Below are 18,755 nucleotides of genomic sequence, written 5' to 3' on the forward strand. Positions count from 1 at the left end.
CGATGAGCGAGGCGCAGGACCACGAGCAGGCGGCGGGTGCCGGACCCGCCGTGCCGCAGACCCGGACCGCGCGGCACCGCCGGATCGTGGACATCCTCAACCGGCAGCCGGTGCGGTCGCAGAGCCAGCTCGCGAAGCTGCTCGCCGACGACGGGTTGAGCGTCACCCAGGCGACGCTCTCCCGGGACCTCGACGAGCTGAACGCGGTGAAGATCCGCAACACCGACGGCGAGCTGATCTACGCGGTGCCGAGCGAGGGCGGTTTCCGCACCCCGCGCGCGCCGCTCGGGGAGTCGGCGAAGGAGGAGCGGATGCGGCGGCTCTCCCAGGAGCTGCTGATCTCCGCGGAGGCCTCCGCCAACCTCGTGGTCCTGCGCACCCCGCCGGGGGCGGCCCAGTTCCTCGCCTCGGCCATCGACCAGGCCGAACTGCACGACATCCTGGGCACGATCGCCGGCGACGACACCCTGATGCTGATCAGCCGGAACCCGACCGGCGGGCAGGCCCTCGCCGACCACATGCTGCGGCTGGCGCAGAACGGGCACTGAGCCCGCATGCGGCGCCCCACCCGTCGGCGGAGAATGGGAATGTGATCTTCCGCGACGGGCGGTCAGGAGGGCGGGCAATCCCCTGGCGACCGTCGACCGTATACAGAGGTGTGTCGGGTTTTCGGTTCCCCGTGGGCCGCCTCCCGGACGAGGCTCTGCTGGCTGGGCTGGCCACCGGCGATCCGGAACTCGCGGTCGTCTTCGTACGCAGGTTCCAGCACCGGGTCTTCGGGGTCGCCATGGCCGTCACCGGGGATGAACAACTCGCCGAGGACGTCGCCCAGTTGACGTTCGAGCGGGCGTGGCGCCATGCCCAGATCTACGACTCGCGCCGCGGCTCGGTCACCACCTGGCTCACCACCATCGCGCACAACCTCGCCGTCGACGCCGTCCGCGCCCGACGGACCGAGCCGGTCGCACCGGAGGACCTCGACGCCCTCCTCGGTGTCGTCACCGAGACCCCCGAGCGATGGGCGCTGGCCGACGAGACCTCCTCCCAGCTGCGCGCCGCCGTGGCCCGGCTGCCCCGGGAACAGGCCCGGGCCCTGGTGATGGCGGGCATCTACGGAATGACCGCCCAGCAGATCGCCGACACGGAGCGGATCCCGCTGGGCACCGCCAAGACGCGGATCCGGGCCGCCATGGCGAAACTGCGCACCACACTCGCGGCTCCGAAGCGAGGCGACCATGTCCGGTGACGCCAACTGCGACAAGCTCCGGGAGATCGCCGCCGAGCTGGCGCTGGGCGTGCTGCCCGGCCGGGAGCGCGCCGAGGCCATGGCCCATCTGGACCGGTGCGCGGACTGCCGGGAGTACGTCCGCCAGCTCACCCTGGTCGGCGACCGGCTGATCGGCCTGCTCCCGGACAGTGAGCCGCCGCCCGGGTTCGAGACCCGGGTGGCGCGCGGGCTGGCCCGGCAGGCGCCGGCGGCCGAGGCTGCCACGAGCGCCTCCGCCCGCGCGTCCCGGACCCTGCGCGGGCGGGCCCGGCGCGCCCGGCTGCGGCTCGCGGCCGTCGCCACCGCGGTCACCGTCGCCGTCGGGTTCGCCGGCTGGGGGGTCGGCACCGCCGTCGAGGAGGTCCTCGCCTCGTCCGCGCCCGCCCCCGCGTCCGAGCCCATGCTGGTCGGGGACATGACCTCGGCCACGAACGGCGGCACCGTCGGCGAGGTCTACGCCCACCCCGGAACCCCCGGCTGGATCTTCGTGTCCGTCGCGCTCGCCGGCCCGCACGCCGCGTACAACGGCAAGGTCACCTGCCTCCTCGAACACGCCGACGGTACGACCGTGCGCGTCGGCGACTTCACCCTGACCGGCGGCCACGGCGAGTGGGGCGTGGCCGCCCCCGGCGACCTCTCGACCCTCTCCGGCGCCCGGCTGACCACACCCGACGGCACGGTCCTCGCCACGGCCCACTTGGCGAAGGGCCACGTCGTGGAGCCGGAGGCGTGAACCGCGGCCGGGCACGGCTCAGCCGGTCACCGCTCAGCCGGTTACGGCATCAGGGATGTCCCGGCAGGGTCGCCTCCAGCGCGGCGGCCAGCTCGGCGACCGTGGGCCGCGCTTCCGGGTCGGCCCGCAGACAGGCGTCGACGGCGGCGGCCAGCGCGGCGGGCAGCCGCCGCCGGGACGCGAGGGGCGGTGCCGCCGGCTGCGTCCGCTCATACCGGTCGTCCGTCCGCGGGCACGAGTCGCCCGTGCCCCCGCCGCCCTCCTCGGACTGCGCCCCGCTCTCCCCGCAGCCGAACGGCACCTCGCCGCATGCGACCTCGTACAAGGTGACGCCGATGCCCCACACGTCGGCGGCGGCCGTGAGCGGGCCGCCCCGGGCCTGCTCCGGAGCGCGGTAGCAGCACGTGCCCAGCCCGGCGGGGGCCGGTCCGGGCGGCCGGGCGACGCTCAGGTCCAGCACCTTGGCATGCCCGCGCTCCACCACCACGTTGGCCGGTTTGAGGTCCAGGTGCAGCAGACCCCGGCCGTGCAGGTAATGGACCGCGGAACACAGCTGCACGCCGAGAAGCGCCACATCGGCGGCCGCAGGCCGGCGCCGCAACCGGTGCACGAGGTGGGACAGCGTCTCGCCGGTCAGCGTCTCCAGCACGACGAGCGGCTCGGGCGACGCGACCGTCTCGTACCCCCGGACCAGATGCGGATGGCTGAACTCCCGCAGCCACCGGCCCTCCCGCAGCAGCCGTTCGCCGAGCTGCTCCCTGCCGCGCCGGTCCGGTCGCACCGTCTTGATCACGCACCGGCAGGCCCGTTCCGCGCTCCACGCGTCGTACACGTCGAGCCAGCCGGTCCGGGTCAGATGCGCCAGGATCTCGTAACCCGGCGCCGGCTTCGTACCCGGCGCGAGGGGCGCGGGCCCGCTCCGGCCCGCCCCGGCGCCGCTCCCACCCGCCCCGGCGCCGCCTCCGCCCACCGCGACGCCGCTCATGACGGCACCATGCCCGCGTCGCTCAGCCGGTGCAGCCGGGCGTACGTCCCCTGGCCGCGGAGCAGGTCGTCATGGGTGCCCTGTTCCACCACCCGGCCGTGGTCGAGCACCACGATCCGGGTGGCGTCGCGGACGGTCAGCAGATTGTGGGAGATGACGACGGTGGTCCGTCCGGCCATGAGCCGGCGCAGTGGATCCATGATCCGCCGGCCCGAGCGCACGTCGAGCCCGGTGGTCGGCTCGTCCAGCAGCAGCACGGGCGCGTCCCTGATCATCGCGCGGGCGATCGCCAGCCGCTGGCACTGCCCGCCGGACAGGGTCCGGCCGCGCTGGCCGACCAGGGTGTCGTAGCTCTCCGGGAGCCGCTCGATGAACTCGTGGGCGTCCGCCGCGCGCGCCGCCGCGACGATGTCCGCCTCGCTCGCCCCCGGCCGCCCGTAGGCGATGTTCTCCCGCACGGTGCCGTGGAAGACGAGCGTCTCCTGCAGCACCACCGCGATGTTCTCCCGCACGTCGGACAGCCTCAGGTCCCGCAGGTCCGTGCCGTCGAGCAGGACCGCGCCGCGCTCGGGGTCGTAGAAGCGCAACTGGATTTTGGCGACCGTGGACTTGCCCGCCCCGCTCGCCCCGACCAGCGCCAGGGTCTCCCCGGGCGCGACATGGAACGACACGTCCGACAGCGCCCAGGAGGATGCGCCGGGATAGCGGAACCAGACCCCGTCGAACTCCACCTCGCCCCGCGCGCGGCCGATCCGCCGGGCGCCCGGAGCCTCGACGACCTGCGGCCGCTGGTCCAGCAGCTCGATGATCCGTTCCGCGGCGGCGGAGGCCGCGTAGAAGGTGGTGCCCAGCCCGGAGAGGCCGTGGACCGGGCCGTACAGCTTGCCGATCAGCGCCAGGAACACCAGCAGACCGCCCAGGGTGAGCTGTCCCCGGGCCAGTTGCCAGGTGCCGAGGCCCATCACCGCGAGGCCGCCGGTCACCTCGATGATCTCGACGACGGGTCCGTACACCGCCCGGATCCGGGCCGAGGCCATCGCCGCCCGGAACCTGCCGTTGTTCTCCCGCTCGAACCGGCGCTCCTCCCACTCCTGCCGGTTGTACGCCTGCACCAGCGCGACATTGCCGAGCACCTCCTCGGCGATCGCGCTGAGCGAGCCGCTGCGGCGCCTGCGCTCCCGTGCCGCCGCCTTGATCCGCCGCGCGAAGTGCCGGGCCGCGGCCCAGAACAGCGGCACGATGACGAGGGCCGGCACGGTCAGGTCCCAGCGCAGATAGAGCAACAGGCCGAGGAATACGGCCAGTTGGACGACGTAGTAGAGGACGTCCGCCACCCCGGAGAGCAGGAACGTCTCGACCGCGTCGACATCCCCGGTGATGCGGGACAGCACGTCCCCGAGCCGCCGGCGTTCGAAGAAGCCCAGGGACAGCCCCTGGACGTGCCGGAACACATCGGCGCGCAGCGACAGCAGGAAGCGCTCGCCGACCCAGGTGGACGTCACGTCGTCGGCGAACCCCAGCACCCCGGAACAGACGATGAGTCCCAGACAAGCCGGTGCGATCCACAGCAACGGCCGCAGGTCGCGGGGGACGAGCACGCCGTCCACCACGATCTTGAAGAGCCAGATCTGCGCGGCGTCGACGGCCGGTCCGGCCAGGCTGAAGCAGAGAACGGGGACGAGCCAGCGGCGGCCGCCGCGCGTGTACGGCCAGAACCGCCGGAACACCGCGCGCGGCGATACCGCGGGCGCGGCCGCGACGACACCGTCGCAGGCCTCGCCCACCGCCAGTGGACGCCGCGGGACGTGCACCATGGGAGGCGTTCCTCGGGGACCGGCGAAGCGGACCGGGTCCTTTGGCCACCGGTCCGCTCAGCCCTGATGTGCGCTTCAGTAGCCGTCATGGCCGTGACGGTCGCCGTGGTCGTGGCGGTCGCCGCGGTCGTGATCGTGGTCGTGGCGGTGGCCGTGCCGGTGATCGTGGTCGCCGTGGTCGTGATGCGACGTGTGCTTCCTGCGGTCATGGCGGCTGGCCGGCAGAAGACTGGTGAAGATGGCCATTCCGTTCCTCTCCGTTCCTCACGAAACTTGCTGTACATGGGATACGTCCGAGGACCGCGAACGGATGGCGCCACGGCAAAAAAAGCCGCCCGAAAAAGCTGTCCGGAAAAGTCGGCGTCAGCCCAGTCTCGCCGCCAACCCCCCGGTGCACCGCACCTCGTCGCCGGCGGTGATCAGCAGGCCCTCCACGTCCGGCAGGGACTCCAGCCACGCCAACCCGGCCCGCGAGCCCATCGCGAACGCCGCCGTGGCCCAGCAGTCCACCCACGTCAGCCGCGGCCCCACCACCGTCACGGCGACCAGGTCCGTCACCGCCGACTTCCCCGTGCGCGGATCCACGATGTGCGCACCCCGCTCGGCCGTACCCGAGGTCGCCACCGACAACTCGGACACGCCCGCCGCCGAGATCACCGCCGCCAGCCCGCCCGGCCGCAGCGGATCGGCCACCCCCACCCGCCACGGCCGCTGCGGCTCCGGCGAACCGAGCAACTGGACGTCCCCACCCCCGTTGACGCTCACCCCGCACACCCCGGCCACCCCCGCGAGCAGCCGCGCCGCGCGCTCGGCGGCCCAGCCCTTGACGATGCCGGTGGGATCCAGCGCGCCCCGGTAGCGACTGCTGAACCAGCCCTCGCTCACCCGCTCCGCCTCCGCCGCGAGGTCCAGCACCTCGGCCACCTCGGGCGCGCACTGCGCCACGGTCAACTCGCCCCGCGCCAGCCGCGACACCTCGCTGTCCTCGCGGTAGGTGCTGAAGACCGCGTCCGCCGCGTGCAGTCCGGCGACCGCCTCGGTCAGGGCCTCGCGCACCGCATGGGGTTCCCCGCCGCGGACGTCGAAGGAGAAGACGGTCCCCATGACCTCCTCCGCATGACGCACCGCGGCGGGAGCTTCGGCCGGCTCGGCCACCGTGTCAGCCACCGGCCTGGTCCAGCGCCGACTGGAGGGACTGCCGGTAGCCGGTGCTGGTGTAGGTGGCGCCGGATATGGCGTCGATGCGCGCGTTGCCGGCCGCGACGGCCTCCTGGTTGAGCTTGGGCACGGCCATCGCCGTCTTCTGGTCGCTGAGTCCGCCCTTGGGCGCCTGCACCGCCTCCGCCTTGGTGATCTTGCCCGCGCTGACCGTGATCCGCACCTGGACCGGGCCGTACTGGGTCTGCGCGACCTGCCCGGTCACCGTACGAGCCGGAGCGGAACCGGACGACGAGGAGCCGCCGGACCCGGCCGAGGACCCGCCGGAGGATCCCGCGGCAGAACCGGCCGAGGACCCGGCGGAAGACCCCGCGGACGCCTTCATCTTGTCCAGCGCCGACTGGAGCGACTTCTTGTAGCCGGTGCTCGTGTACGTCGCCCCGGAGACCGCGTCGATCCGCGCGCTCTGCGCGGTCACGGCCTCCTGGTTGAGCTTGGGGACGGCCATCGCCGTCTTCTGGTCGCTGAGTCCGCCCTTGGGCGCCTGCACCGCCTCCGCCTTGGTGACCTTGCCGCCGGCGACGGTCAGCCGTACCTGCACGGTCCCGTACTGCGTCTGCGTCGCGTCACCGGTCACCGTGCCGCCCGCCGCACCGGCCGCCTGCGCGCCGCCCTGCGGTGCCTGCTGACCCGCCGTCGCCTGCGGTGCCGCGCCCGCCGCCGACACCGCGGCCGGATCGGACGCCGGCTTCAGCGCCAGCAGCAGCACGACTCCGGACACGGTGGCGGCGGTGGCCAGCACGACCCGTCGAATGGGATGGCTCTTCCTCATCTGTCCGTATCTCTCCGTAGCTCCCGGTCTATCCGTTGCGCCCGCTCACATCTCGAACGACTCGTGATGGATACGGCGGGCGGGGACCCCCGCACCGCGCAGTGCCTCGTACACCGACTGCGCGAACCCGGCCGGACCGCACATGAAGACGTCGTGCCGGTCGATGTCCGGGATCTTCCGCTGGAGGTTCTCCGCCGAGATGTCCGGCCGCTCGCCCTCCGGGCTGTTCACCGCGTACATCAGGCGGGCGCCCCGCTCGTCGGCGATCTTCGCCAGCTCGTCCCACAGCGCCAGGTCCTGGGTGCTGTTGGCCCGGTAGAGCAGGGTGATGTCGCCGGCCGCGCCGGGCAGGGTCTCGAACAGCGCCCGCATCGGTGTGATGCCCACCCCGCCCGCGACCAGCAGCACCTTGCCCCGGCTGCGGCGCTGCGCGGTCATCGCCCCGTACGGGCCCTCCGCCCACACCCGGGTGCCGGGCGTCAGCTCCCGCAGCCGGGCGCTGTGGTCGCCGATCGCCTTCACCGTGATCCGCAGCATGTCCGGGCGGGGCGCCGCCGACAGCGAGTACGGGTGCGAGCTGAACCGCATCCCGGGCGCGAGGAACCGCCAGCGGAAGAACTGGCCCGCCTCCGCGCCCATCCGGTGCAGCTTGCGCCCGCCGATCAGCACCGACACGATGCCCGGCGTCTCCTCGATCACCGCCTCCACCCGCATCCGGTGTTTGAGGTTCAGCCGGATCGGGGTGAGGATCCGGTACCAGACCACCAGTGCGGTGACCGCGCCGTACAGGCCGTACCAGAAGGTCTTGGCGACCGGCTCGACCGCGAAGTCGTTGCCGGTGGTGATCTGGTGCCAGAACGTCAGGAACACCGCCGCGTAGGTCAGCAGATGGACGTGATACCAGGTGTCGTACGGCATCCGGCGGCGGATACCGCCGATCGACGTCAGCCCGATCAGCACGAACAGGCCGGTGCCGATCGCCGCCTTGCCCACGTCGGGCAGCTGGTTGATGGAGTCGACGGTCTGCTGGACGATGTCGCCGAGCGACTTGCCCGCCTGGAGCGCGTACCCCCACATGGTGAGGAAGACGTGCGCCACGATCAGGCAGAGCGTGTACCGGCCGCTCATCGCGTGCCAGCGGGCCACCCGGTCCGAGCCGACCCGCCGCTCCAGCGCCGGCACCCGCGCCATCTGGAGCACGACCAGCGCCATCAGATAGCCGGCCAACAGGCCGGTGATCCGGCCCGCGTTGAGGATCCTGCCGGTGTTGTCGGCGATGGACGGTGTGTTGTGCCACCAGAGCCACAGCACGGCCGCCGCGCCCGCCCAGAGGGCGATCAGCAGCGGTACGGCCGGGCTGCGGCGCGGGCGGATGCGGCGCATCGTCTGTCGGCGGGCGGCACGTCCGCCTGCGAGCGTGGTGGTCACGGTTCCTCCGTGGGGACTCGGCCCTTGGCCCAGAGATACGTGCCGCATGCGCTGAGTGTTCAGAGCCCCGCCGAGTCCAGCGCGGACTGCAGCGACCGCCGGTACCCGGTGCTGGTGTACGAGGCGCCCGACACCATGTCGATCTCCGCGCTCTGCGCGGCCGGCGCCTCGCGCCGCAGCTGAGGCAGGGCGTAGCCGTTGATCTCCTGGTCGCGCGGGTTGTCCGACGGGTACTGCACGGCCGGCTGATCACGGGGCTGCCGACGGAGCCGGTGCGGGCCGCCGTGCGACGCCTCGAACTGGTCGCGGTGGCCGTCTTCGGCCTGGCCCTGACCGTCGCCGGTGTGGCCGGGGCGCTGTGGGTGCGCTGGTCGCTGCGCCCGCTGACCCGGGTCGCCGCGACCGCCACCCGGGTCAGCGAGCTGCCCCTGGCCAGCGGTGAGGTGGCGCTGCCGCCGCGCGGCCCGGGCAGCGACCCGCGCAGCGAGGTCGGCCGGGGGCGGCGGCGTTCAACCGGATGCTGCGGCACGTCGAGGACGCGCTGACCAAGCGGCACACCGGCGAGGAGCGGCTGCGCCGCTTCGCCGCCGACGCCGGCCACGAGCTGCGCACCCCGGTCGCCTCGGTCCGCGGCCACGCCGAGCCGGCCCTCCTCCGCCCCGGCCCGGTGCCACCGGAGGTCACCCGGGCCCTGGAGCGCATCAAGGCCGAGTCCGCCCGCATGGGCGAGATGGTGGACGACCTCCTCCTGCCGGCCCGCCTCGATGCGGGCCGACCGCTGGAGAGCAGCCCGGTGGACCTGACCCGTCTGGTCCTGGACGCGGTCACCGACGCCCGCGCCACCGGCCCCGACCACGGCTGGACGCTGGATCTGCCCGAGGACCCGGTGACGGTCACCCTGGAGGCCGGTTCCGAGGCGGCCGTCCTCTCGGTCCACGACGACGGCCCCGGTGTCCCCGAAGAGGTCCGGCCCGGCGTCTTCGAACGCTTCACGCGGGCCGACCACCGCCGCCGCCCGGACGCCTCCGGCGGAGGAGCGGGCCTGGGCCTGTCGATCGTGGCGGCGGTGGCGGAGGCACATGGGGGGAGCGTGGGGTTGGAGAGCGGCCCCGGCTCTACGACATTCCGGGTCAGCCTGCCGACGTGAGGGGCGCGAGGCGGTGTCGATGTGCGGCGACGCCGCGTGGGCGCACCGTGGCTCAGTACCGCGTAACCGCCGTAGCCCCCGCCACGGTCCCGATGGCGACATGCGGCCGCTTCCCGGGGTCGGCCCACTGGAGAATCCGCCGCATCGCAGCCTCGGGCACCGACACACACCCGGCCGTAGCCCCACGCCCGTTGACATGCAGAAAGATCCCGGCGCCCCGGCCCCGAACAGGCCGGTCGTAGTTGAACCCGATGACGAGGGCGTACGCATACTGAGCGGTGTACGAGATCAGATGCTCGGACTCGGTGGCCCGGCAGTCGCCCGGCAACGGCTCGGCCCACCGGTTGTACGACCGTGAGTCATTGTCCTCGCACCACCACGAACTGCCCTTCACCGCACGGTACTTGACCCTTGTCCCGCCCGGTGCCGCCTTGATCCCGAAGCCGAAGGGAAGGTCGTAAAGGCCGGTCGGTGTCGTGTTCGTACTCTGCTTCCGCTTCACCCCCTCCACCAGCCCCTTCGCCCCGAACCGCGCCGGTGCGGAACCGGCCCGCACCCACCGTCCGTGTCGCAGGTCCCACCAGGTGAGGGTCCCCGACGTCGCGTCGTTGCGCGGTGCCTGAGCGGTGATCAGCTGGGTGCCGCCCCCGGTGTCCGCCATCCGCGCGGGCAGCGGTACGGCCCCGGGTTCCGGTGCGAGACCGAGCAGGGCCGGCGAGGACGCGATCACAAGGGCGAGTACGACACCGGGGCGCATGGCTCAGACGGTAGACGGCGGAAGCGGCAACGGCAGCCCGGGTAGCCCGTCCAGGCTCGTCGCGATGTGCTCCTTCTTCTCGAAGTACGCGCTCAGCGAGGCGTCGTCCTCCCGCGCGAACCGCTTCCCGTGCAGCTCACGATCGCTCTCGTAGGCCATGTAGGGGACGGCGTACCCACAGCTGTCCCGGATCAGTTCCGCGTGCACGACGATGACCGCGCGCAGCCCGTGCGGGCTGGGGTCGATGTCCGGGAAGCGGGCGAGCAACTCCTTGAAGCGCGGGTCGTCCCGGAAGACGGCCTCGCCCCGGCCGTGTACGCGCACGATGTTCGGCGGGCCCTGGAAGGCACACCACATCAGGGTGATCCGCCCGTTCTCCCTGAGGTGCGCGACGGTCTCGGCGTTGGACCCGGCGAAGTCCAGATAGGCCAAGGTCAGCTCGTCGAGCACGACGAAGGAGCCGCAGAGGCCCTTGGGGGAGAGATTGACCGTGCCGTCACCGGACAGCGGCGCGGTCGCGGTGAAGAAGAGGGGTTGCTCCTCGATGAACGTCCGGAGCCTGCCGTCGATGCGCTCGTAGGTCTTTCCCATGTCCACCGAGTATCGACGAAATTCCTTCGCCTGTCTTTCGCCTGTCTAAGGAATTTACGGAACGGCTCCTCATCCGGACGTACGCATGCGGAATCCGGACGTACGCATGCGGACCCGCCCTGGCCGCCCCGGCCCGCGCTGGTCGGGGCGGCCACGGCTGCCTGCTACCTCACTTGGTGAGCGTGCAGGCGGCCAGGGAGTCCAGTCCGGTGGGCTTGGCGGACGTGCGGCCGATGGCGATGGCGATGCGGTCGATGGTGGAGACGCGTTTGTCCTTGAGGGGTCCGAGGATGGCGTTGTTGACGAAGTTGGGTCCGCCCTGGCCGACGGTGGTTTGCAAACGCTTGTTGGCTTCTCGGATCTGGGTCTGGAGCAGAGCGAGGTTGCGGTCGACCTCGGCCTTGGCCGTGGCGGGCACGGCGGGGAGCTTGGAGGCGACGTCGGGGCAGGTGATCGTGCCGGCCCCAGTGTTCCTGCCGGCCCCGGTGCTGCCGCCGCCTCCGGTGTTCTTGCCGCCGGTCGCGCCGGTGCCCGACTGCCGGGTCGCCGTGCTGCCCGACGCGGCCCCGGCGCCGGTGTTCGCGCCGCTCGCGTTCAGGGTGCAGGCGGCCAGGGAGTCCAGTCCGGTGGGCTTGGCGGACGTGCGGCCGATGGCGATGGCGATGCGGTCGATGGTGGAGACGCGTTTGTCCTTGAGGGGTCCGAGGATGGCGTTGTTGACGAAGTTGGGTCCGCCCTGGCCCACGGTGGTCTGCAAACGCTTGTTGGCTTCTTGGATCTGGGTCTGGAGCAGAGCGAGGTTGCGGTCGACCTCGGCCTTCGCGGTGGCGGGCACGGCGGGGAGCTGGGAGGCGACATCGGGGCAGGTGATCGTGCCGGGGCTCGCCAGGGTGCGGGCCTGGGTGGCGCCATCGCTCTTGGCGGGGGTGCCGGCGAGGGCCGAGCCGGCGATCAACGCACCGGACAGCACCACGGCCGCAGCGCCGCCGACGACCGCCACGCGGCGTTTGTTGTACTTCGGAAGAGCCCTGGACATGCGGAAGCCTCACTTGGGTCGGATCGACGTCTGGGCAACGCGGCGCCTGCGTGCACAGGGAAGTACGGGAAAGCGGTTTCAGTTGTTCACTCCCACCGTCGATTGACGAATCATGCAGAGTTCTGCATACTCATGCATGACAGCCAGTGCAGTGTGAGGAGAAACCCGTGACCGAGCGCGTCGTACTCGCCTATTCGGGCGGTCTGGACACCTCCGTCGCCATCGGCTGGATCGCCGAGGAGACGGGCGCCGAGGTCATCGCCGTCGCGGTGGACGTCGGCCAGGGCGGCGAGGACCTGGACGTCATCCGCAAGCGCGCCCTCGCCTGCGGTGCCGTCGAGGCCGAGGTCGCGGACGCCAAGGACGAGTTCGCCGACGAGTACTGCCTCCCGGCGATCAAGGCCAACGCCCTCTACATGGACCGCTACCCGCTGGTCTCCGCCCTGTCCCGGCCCACGATCGTCAAGCACCTGGTCGCCGCCGCCGAGAAGCACGGCGCCACGACCGTCGCCCACGGCTGCACCGGCAAGGGCAACGACCAGGTCCGCTTCGAGGCCGGCATCGTCGCCCTCGCCCCCGGCCTGCGCTGCATCGCCCCCGTCCGCGACTACGCGATGACCCGGGACAAGGCGATCGCCTTCTGCGAGGCCAAGCAGCTCCCGATCGCCACCACCAAGAAGTCCCCGTACTCCATCGACCAGAACGTCTTCGGACGCGCCGTCGAGACTGGCTTCCTGGAGGACATCTGGAACGCCCCCATCGAGGACATCTACGACTACACCGCCGACCCGGCCGTCCCGCGCGAGCCCGACGAGGTGATCATCACCTTCAAGGAGGGCGTCCCGGTCGCGATCGACGGCAAGCCCGTCACCGTCCTGCAGGCCGTCCAGCAGCTCAACGAGCGCGCCGGCGCCCAGGGCATCGGCCGGATCGACATGGTCGAGGACCGCCTCGTCGGCATCAAGTCCCGCGAGGTCTACGAGGCCCCGGGCGCGATCGCCCTGATCACCGCCCACCAGGAGCTGGAGAACGTCACCGTCGAGCGCGAACTGGCCCGCTACAAGCGGCAGGTCGAGCAGCGCTGGGCCGAACTCGTCTACGACGGCCAGTGGTTCTCCCCGCTCAAGCGGGCCCTGGACGGTTTCATCGACGAGGCCAACCAGCACGTGACCGGTGACATCCGGATGACCCTGCACGGCGGCCGCGCCGTCGTCACCGGCCGGCGCTCCGAGTCGTCCCTGTACGACTTCAACCTCGCCACCTACGACACCGGCGACACGTTCGACCAGTCCGCCGCCAAGGGATTCATCGACATCTACAGCCTGTCGTCGAAGATCGCCGCCAAGCGAGACCTCGCGTAAGTAGTGTTCGTCCATCCACACCCTCTCTAGGAGCAGCGCAAGTGAGCAGCAGCAGCGGTGACGTACGGCTCTGGGGCGCCCGTTTCGCCGACGGTCCCTCCGAGGCCCTGGCCAAGCTGTCCGCGTCCGTCCACTTCGACTGGCGCCTCGCGCCGTACGACATCGCCGGCTCGCGGGCCCACGCACGCGTGCTGCACAAGGCGGGGCTGCTCACCGAGGACGAGCTGACCCGCATGATCGCCGGGCTCGACGGGCTGGAGGCCGACGTCGCCGACGGCTCCTTCGTGGGCACGATCGCCGACGAGGACGTACACACCGCCCTGGAGCGCGGCCTGCTGGAGCGCCTCGGCCCCGACCTCGGCGGCAAACTGCGCGCCGGCCGGTCGAGGAACGACCAGGTGGCGACCCTCTTCCGAATGTACCTGCGCGACCACGCCCGTACGATCGGCGGCCTGATCGCCGACCTCCAGGACGCCCTGATCGGCCTCGCCGAGGCCCACCCGGACGTCGCGATGCCCGGCCGCACCCACCTCCAGCACGCCCAGCCGGTGCTCTTCGCCCACCACGTCCTCGCCCATGTCCAGCCCCTGTCCCGGGACGCCGAGCGGCTGCGCCAGTGGGACGAGCGCACGGCCGTCTCGCCGTACGGCTCCGGCGCCCTCGCCGGCAGCAGCCTCGGTCTGGACCCGGAGGCGGTGGCTCAGGACCTCGGTTTCGAGCACGGCAGCGTCGGCAACTCGATCGACGGCACGGCCTCCCGCGACTTCGTCGCCGAGTTCGCCTTCATCACGGCCATGATCGGCGTGAACCTCTCCCGGATCGCCGAGGAGATCATCATCTGGAACACGAAGGAGTTCTCCTTCGTGACCCTGCACGACGCGTTCTCCACGGGCTCGTCGATCATGCCGCAGAAGAAGAACCCGGACATCGCGGAGCTGGCGCGCGGCAAGAGCGGTCGCCTCATCGGCAACCTGACCGGGCTGCTGGCCACGCTGAAGGCCCTGCCCCTCGCCTACAACCGCGACCTCCAGGAGGACAAGGAGCCGGTCTTCGACTCCTGCGACCAGCTGGAGGTGCTGCTCCCTGCCTTCACCGGCATGATCGCCACCCTCACCGTCCACCGCGAGCGCATGGAGGAACTGGCCCCGGCCGGCTTCTCGCTCGCCACCGACATCGCCGAGTGGCTGGTCAAGCAGGGTGTGCCGTTCCGCGTGGCGCACGAGGTCGCGGGGGAGTGCGTGAAGGCGGCCGAGGCCGAGGGCAAGGAGCTGGACGAGCTGACGGACGAGCAGTTCGCGAAGATCAGCGCCCACCTGACGCCCGAGGTGCGGTCCGTCCTCAACGTCCCCGGCGCCCTGGCCTCCCGCAACGGACGCGGAGGTACGGCACCCGGCGCGGTCGCGGTCCAGCTGGCGGAGGTCAAGGCGGACGTGGCGGCACAGCACGTGTGGGCCGCCGCAAAGAAGTGACGTGAGGGCATCGCGGGTTACGTTGGTCGTAGTCTGCCGACCGAACGGAGCCCGCGATGCCCTTCGCCCGTCTCGCGACCGCCACGACGCCGACCTGCCACATCGGCCTCGGCCTGGCCGCCGTCGGCCGCCCCGGCTACATCAACCTCGGCCGCGACGAGGACCTCGGAGACAACCGCAGCGTCGAGGCACTGCGCACCCGTACCCACGAACTCCTCGACGCCGCCTATGCCCAGGGCGTCCGCTACTTCGACGTGGCCCGCTCGTACGGACGTTCCGAGGAGTTCCTCGCCGACTGGCTGAACGCCCGCCCCGACATCGACGACGTGGTCGTCGGCAGCAAGTGGGGTTACACCTACACCGCCGGCTGGTCCACCGACGCCGAACAGCACGAGGTCAAGGACCACAGCCCGGCGGCCTACGACCGCCAGCGCGCCGAGACCGACGCGCTGCTCGGCGACCGGCTGGACCTCTACCAGATCCACTCGGTGACCCCCGACAGCCCGGCCCTCACGGACAAGGAACTCCACGCCCGCCTGGCCGAAGCGGCCGCCACCGGCCTGACCGTCGGCTTCTCCACCAGCGGCCCCGCCCAGGCCGACGCGATCCGCGCCGCCCTCGCGATCACCGTCGACGGCGAGCCTCTCTTCCGTACCGTCCAGTCGACGTACAACGCCCTGGAGACCTCGGCGGAACCCGCGCTCGCCGAGGCGCACGACGCGGGGCTCACGGTGATCGTCAAGGAGGGCATGGCCAACGGCCGGCTGGCCGCGCCGCACGCCCCGCAGGCGCTGCGGGCCGTCGCCGAGGAGACCTCGCTCGGCTGTGACGCGGTGGCCCTCGCCTGGATCCTGCGCCGGCCCTGGGCGGGCGTCGTCCTCTCCGGCGCCGCGACGGTCCCGCAGCTCGTCTCCAATCTGCACGCTCCCGCCGTCGACCTCGACGCGGACCAGCTGACCCGCCTCGGCACGCTCGCCGAGCACCCCCGCGCCTACTGGGAACGGCGCGGACAGCTGCCCTGGCACTGACCCCGCAGCCGCGCAGACCAGCCGAAATCAGCCGCGCCGACCAGCGGATATGAGTCACGTACGCCTGGAGTGAGACAAAAATGTCTCACATGGTCTATCCTCGTCTCATGGCCTTCGATCGTGACCAGGTGCTGCGCAGCGCGGCCGCCCTGCTGACCCGCAAATCCACCGCGACCATGGACGAGGTCGCCAAGGCCGCCGGGATCAGCCGGGCGACGCTGCACCGCCACTTCGCCGGGCGGGACGCGCTCGTACGGGCGCTGGAAGCGCTCGGCATCGAAGAGTGCGAGGCGGCGCTGGAGGCGGCCCGGCTGGACGAGGGCCCGGCGGGCGAGGCCGTCCACCGCCTGGTCCGCGCCATCGAACCGGCCGCCGGCCTGCTCGCCTTCCTCTACACCGAGAACCAGCTCTTCGAGGGCGAGGAGCAGAACCAGGGCTGGGCCCGTATCGACGAACGCCTCACCGCCCTGTTCCGGCGCGGCCAGGAGAGCGGCGAGTTCCGTATCGACCTCACCCCCGCCTGGCTCACCGAGGCGCTGTACGGCCTGCTGGCCTCCGGCGCCTGGGCGGTGGCCGAGGGCCGGGTGGCGACCAAGGACTTCACCTACATGATCGTCGAGCTGCTGCTCGGCGGGGCCCGACGTACGAACGCGTAAGGCGCGTAGACGTACCGACGCGTAAGAAGAGAGGAACCATGACCAGCACCCTGCAGCCGGCACGCGTGGCGGAGGTGGAGAAGCGTCCGGGCCGCTGGCTCGCGCTCTCCGTCCTCGTTCTGGCCGTGCTGCTGGTGGCCGTCGACGCCACCGTCCTCGGCCTGGCGACCCCCTACATCAGCGAAGACCTGAGCCCCTCCGGCACCCAGCTGCTGTGGATCGGCGACGTCTACTCCTTCGTCATCGCCGGTCTGCTCGTCTCCATGGGCAGCCTCGGCGACCGCATCGGCCGCAAGCGGATCCTGCTCGGCGGTGCCACGGCGTTCGGCGCGATATCCGTGCTCAACGCCTACGCCACGACACCGGAGTTGATGATCCTGGCGCGGGCGCTGCTCGGTGTCGCGGGCGCGACCCTGATGCCCGCCACCCTCGCCCTGATCCGCAACCTCTTCCACGACCCGCGCGAGCGCAGCCTCGCCGTCGGCATCTGGGGCGCGACCGCCTCCGCCGGTACGGCCGTCGGCCCGATCGCGGGCGGCTTCCTGCTGGAACACTTCTGGTGGGGCTCGGTCTTCCTCATCAACCTGCCGGTGATGGCGGTCCTGGTCGTCGTCGGCATCCGTACGCTGCCCGAGTCCCGCAACCCGAACCCCGGCCCCTGGGACCTGATCAGCGTCGTCCTGTCGCTGGTCGGCATGATCGGCATCGTGTACGCGGTCAAGGAAGCGGCCACCCACGGCCTCACCGGCCCCACGCTCGCCGCGGGCCTGCTGGGCGCGGCCGCGCTCTACGGCTTCGTCCACCGTCAGCTCACCATGCCGACCCCGCTGCTGGACATGCGGCTGTTCGGGCGCCGCGGTTTCACCGGGGCGGTCATCGCCGACCTGCTGACCGTGCTCGGCCTGTCCGGCCTGGTGTTCTTCCTCTCCCAGTATCTGCAACTCGTCCAGGGCAGGCGCCCGTTCGAGGCGGGTCTGGCCGAACTGCCCGCCGCCGCCGGCGCGGTGGTGGCCGGCCTGATCGCGGGCCGCGCCGCCCGCCGCTTCTCGGTACGGGCCGTGGTCTCCGGCGGCCTTGCCGCGGTGGGGCTCGCCCTGTCTGTGCTGACCACTTTGGGTACGTCGACGGGCTACCCGGTCCTCGGCGCGGTACTGCTGGTCGTCGGCATCGGCGCCGGCTTCTCCTTCACGGTGACGGCCGACGTCATCCTGTCCAGCGTGCCCAAGGAACAGGCGGGCGCCGCCTCGGCGGTCTCCGAGACGGCGTACGAACTGGGTGCGGCCCTGGGCATCGCCCTGCTGGGCTCGATCGTGACGGGCGTCTACCGTGACTTCACGGGTCCGGCGGGCACTCCGCCCCAGGCCCATGAGTCACTGGGCGCGGCAGTCGAGGCCTCCACCCACCTGCCCCCGCACACGGCCCAGCCGATGCTGGACGCGGCCCGGGAATCCTTCGTCCACGGCCTCCACCTGGCCTCGGGCGCAGGAGCAGCGGTCCTGCTGGCAACGGCGGTGGCGGCATGGTTCCTGCTGAAGGGCCAGAAACTGGAAAGCGCGGGGTGAGCTGAGCTACTCAGGGGCGCGGGGCCCTGTCGATATGCGGCTCCGCCGCGTGGGCGCGACCAGCCCCCACGCGCCTGCACCCGGACAGCCGGCCGAACTGCCAGCGGCGCTACGCGGCCTTGGCCTTCGTGGCGTACATGTCCACGTACTCCTGCCCGGACAGCCGCATGACCTCGGCCATCACGGAGTCGGTCACCGCCCGCAGCACATACCGGTCCCGGTCCATCCCGTCGTACCGCGAGAACTCCATGGCCTCGCCGAAGCGAACGGTCACCCGGCCGGGCCGCGGGATACCACTGCCGCCGGGCTGCAACTTGTCCGTACCGATCATGGCGAAGGGAACGACAGGCGCACCGGTCATCAGCGTCAGCCGCGCGATACCGGTGCGCCCCCGGTACAGCCGTCCGTCGGGCGACCGCGTGCCCTCGGGGTAGATCCCGAAGACCTTCCCCTCCTCCAGGATCCGCCGCCCGGTCATCAGCGCGGCCACACCGCCGCTCGCACCGTCCCGGTCCACCGGGATCATGCCGACGCCGGTGAAGAACCAGGCCATCAGACGGCCCTTGAAGCCCTTGCCGGTGACGTACTCGTCCTTGCCGATGAAGAACACCTGCCGCTTGGTAACGAGCGGCAGCACGATCGAGTCGATGAACGTGAGGTGATTGCCCGCCAGGATCACCGGGCCGTCGCCCGGGATGTGCTCCACGCCCTCCACCCGTGGGCGGAACATCAGGCGCATGATCGGTCCGAGCACTGCCTTGATGAGCCGGAAGCGGGACAACGGGTCCTCCGATGTCGAGGGGCGTTATGAGTCTGTGCAGGTGAGGACATTACTCGCGGCTCCGGGGAAGACGCACATCGGGGAGGCCCGGTTCACCGAGGTCTTACGAAGAGTTGACACGGGTTTACCTGCGGTGACGTCCGGGAGACG

At 71.7% G+C, this 18,755-nt stretch carries 18 protein-coding genes and 2 pseudogenes; 9 read left to right on the forward strand and 11 right to left on the reverse strand.

Annotated features, from left to right (window positions below):
• Positions 1-2 precede the first annotated feature (2 nt).
• From AB5L52_RS34945 to AB5L52_RS34955, 3 genes are all read left to right on the forward strand, one after another.
• Positions 3-548 carry an arginine repressor gene (locus AB5L52_RS34945; RefSeq protein ID WP_351021823.1) on the forward strand — a complete coding sequence of 182 codons (546 nt, stop codon included), beginning with the start codon at positions 3-5 and terminating at the stop codon, positions 546-548.
• 110 nt (positions 549-658) lie between these two features.
• On the forward strand, positions 659-1,246 hold the full coding sequence (locus AB5L52_RS34950) for a sigma-70 family RNA polymerase sigma factor (protein WP_351021821.1): 588 nt from the start codon (positions 659-661) through the stop codon (positions 1,244-1,246).
• Positions 1,236-2,000 (forward strand): hypothetical protein, encoded by a 765-nt coding sequence (locus AB5L52_RS34955; protein WP_369367606.1) that lies wholly within the window; start codon positions 1,236-1,238, stop codon positions 1,998-2,000. The genes AB5L52_RS34950 and AB5L52_RS34955 overlap by 11 nt, the downstream gene beginning before the upstream one ends.
• 49 nt (positions 2,001-2,049) lie before the next feature.
• On the opposite strand, the gene AB5L52_RS34960 is transcribed toward AB5L52_RS34955, so the two are convergent.
• The 7 genes and pseudogenes from AB5L52_RS34960 to AB5L52_RS34990 all read right to left on the reverse strand — a co-directional run.
• A complete protein-coding gene (locus AB5L52_RS34960) occupies positions 2,050-2,985 on the reverse strand; it encodes a serine/threonine-protein kinase (RefSeq protein WP_369367607.1) in 936 nt (311 codons plus the stop codon).
• Positions 2,982-4,799: an ABC transporter ATP-binding protein gene (locus AB5L52_RS34965; protein WP_369367608.1), complete on the reverse strand. Its 1,818-nt coding sequence runs from the start codon at positions 4,797-4,799 to the stop codon at positions 2,982-2,984. Before AB5L52_RS34965 ends, AB5L52_RS34960 begins: the two co-directional genes overlap by 4 nt.
• A 75-nt stretch (positions 4,800-4,874) precedes the next feature.
• Positions 4,875-5,045 (reverse strand): hypothetical protein, encoded by a 171-nt coding sequence (locus tag AB5L52_RS34970; protein WP_351021813.1) that lies wholly within the window; start codon positions 5,043-5,045, stop codon positions 4,875-4,877.
• Positions 5,046-5,162: 117 nt separating this feature from the next.
• Positions 5,163-5,954, reverse strand: a complete 792-nt coding sequence (locus tag AB5L52_RS34975; protein WP_369369017.1) for an FAD:protein FMN transferase — start codon at positions 5,952-5,954, stop codon at positions 5,163-5,165.
• A 4-nt stretch (positions 5,955-5,958) separates the two neighbouring features.
• A complete protein-coding gene (locus AB5L52_RS34980; RefSeq protein WP_369367609.1) occupies positions 5,959-6,789 on the reverse strand; it encodes an FMN-binding protein in 831 nt (276 codons plus the stop codon).
• A 45-nt stretch (positions 6,790-6,834) separates the two neighbouring features.
• Positions 6,835-8,217: a ferredoxin reductase family protein gene (locus tag AB5L52_RS34985; RefSeq protein WP_351021809.1), complete on the reverse strand. Its 1,383-nt coding sequence runs from the start codon at positions 8,215-8,217 to the stop codon at positions 6,835-6,837.
• Positions 8,218-8,276: 59 nt separating this feature from the next.
• A pseudogene (locus tag AB5L52_RS34990) lies at positions 8,277-8,459 on the reverse strand (FMN-binding protein); the annotation flags it as partial.
• A 3-nt stretch (positions 8,460-8,462) separates the two neighbouring features.
• Here AB5L52_RS34990 and AB5L52_RS34995 point away from each other — a divergent pair.
• A pseudogene (locus AB5L52_RS34995) lies at positions 8,463-9,364 on the forward strand (sensor histidine kinase); the annotation flags it as partial.
• A gap of 52 nt (positions 9,365-9,416) precedes the next feature.
• Here the strand turns inward: AB5L52_RS34995 and AB5L52_RS35000 are convergent.
• From AB5L52_RS35000 to AB5L52_RS35010, 3 genes are all read right to left on the reverse strand, one after another.
• Complete coding sequence (locus tag AB5L52_RS35000) at positions 9,417-10,121, reverse strand: L,D-transpeptidase (protein WP_369367610.1); 705 nt, start codon at positions 10,119-10,121, stop codon at positions 9,417-9,419.
• A 3-nt stretch (positions 10,122-10,124) separates the two neighbouring features.
• The gene (locus AB5L52_RS35005; RefSeq protein WP_351567141.1) at positions 10,125-10,712 is read right to left on the reverse strand and encodes a pyridoxamine 5'-phosphate oxidase family protein; all 588 of its coding nucleotides are present in this window, start codon (positions 10,710-10,712) and stop codon (positions 10,125-10,127) included.
• Between the two features lie 169 nt (positions 10,713-10,881).
• Positions 10,882-11,748, reverse strand: coding sequence for a hypothetical protein (locus tag AB5L52_RS35010; protein WP_369367611.1), 867 nt, complete (start codon positions 11,746-11,748; stop codon positions 10,882-10,884).
• A 167-nt stretch (positions 11,749-11,915) separates the two neighbouring features.
• Between AB5L52_RS35010 and AB5L52_RS35015 the strand changes: the two genes are divergently transcribed.
• The 5 genes from AB5L52_RS35015 (at position 11,916) to AB5L52_RS35035 (ending at position 17,824) form a co-directional block, all read left to right on the forward strand.
• Positions 11,916-13,109, forward strand: a complete 1,194-nt coding sequence (locus AB5L52_RS35015) for an argininosuccinate synthase (RefSeq protein ID WP_351567135.1) — start codon at positions 11,916-11,918, stop codon at positions 13,107-13,109.
• Positions 13,110-13,150: 41 nt separating this feature from the next.
• Positions 13,151-14,578: an argininosuccinate lyase gene (argH, locus tag AB5L52_RS35020; protein ID WP_351021800.1), complete on the forward strand. Its 1,428-nt coding sequence runs from the start codon at positions 13,151-13,153 to the stop codon at positions 14,576-14,578.
• Between the two features lie 56 nt (positions 14,579-14,634).
• Positions 14,635-15,606, forward strand: coding sequence for an aldo/keto reductase (locus AB5L52_RS35025; RefSeq protein ID WP_369367612.1), 972 nt, complete (start codon positions 14,635-14,637; stop codon positions 15,604-15,606).
• Between the two features lie 107 nt (positions 15,607-15,713).
• Positions 15,714-16,262, forward strand: coding sequence for a TetR/AcrR family transcriptional regulator (locus AB5L52_RS35030; protein WP_369367613.1), 549 nt, complete (start codon positions 15,714-15,716; stop codon positions 16,260-16,262).
• Between the two features lie 38 nt (positions 16,263-16,300).
• The gene (locus AB5L52_RS35035) at positions 16,301-17,824 is read left to right on the forward strand and encodes an MFS transporter (RefSeq protein WP_369367614.1); all 1,524 of its coding nucleotides are present in this window, start codon (positions 16,301-16,303) and stop codon (positions 17,822-17,824) included.
• Positions 17,825-17,933: 109 nt separating this feature from the next.
• Here AB5L52_RS35035 and AB5L52_RS35040 read toward each other — a convergent pair whose 3' ends face one another.
• Positions 17,934-18,605, reverse strand: a complete 672-nt coding sequence (locus AB5L52_RS35040) for a lysophospholipid acyltransferase family protein (protein ID WP_351021792.1) — start codon at positions 18,603-18,605, stop codon at positions 17,934-17,936.
• Positions 18,606-18,755: the final 150 nt, after the last annotated feature.

The sequence above is a fragment of the Streptomyces sp. CG4 genome (genome assembly GCF_041080655.1).
In the GTDB taxonomy this organism is placed as follows: domain Bacteria; phylum Actinomycetota; class Actinomycetes; order Streptomycetales; family Streptomycetaceae; genus Streptomyces.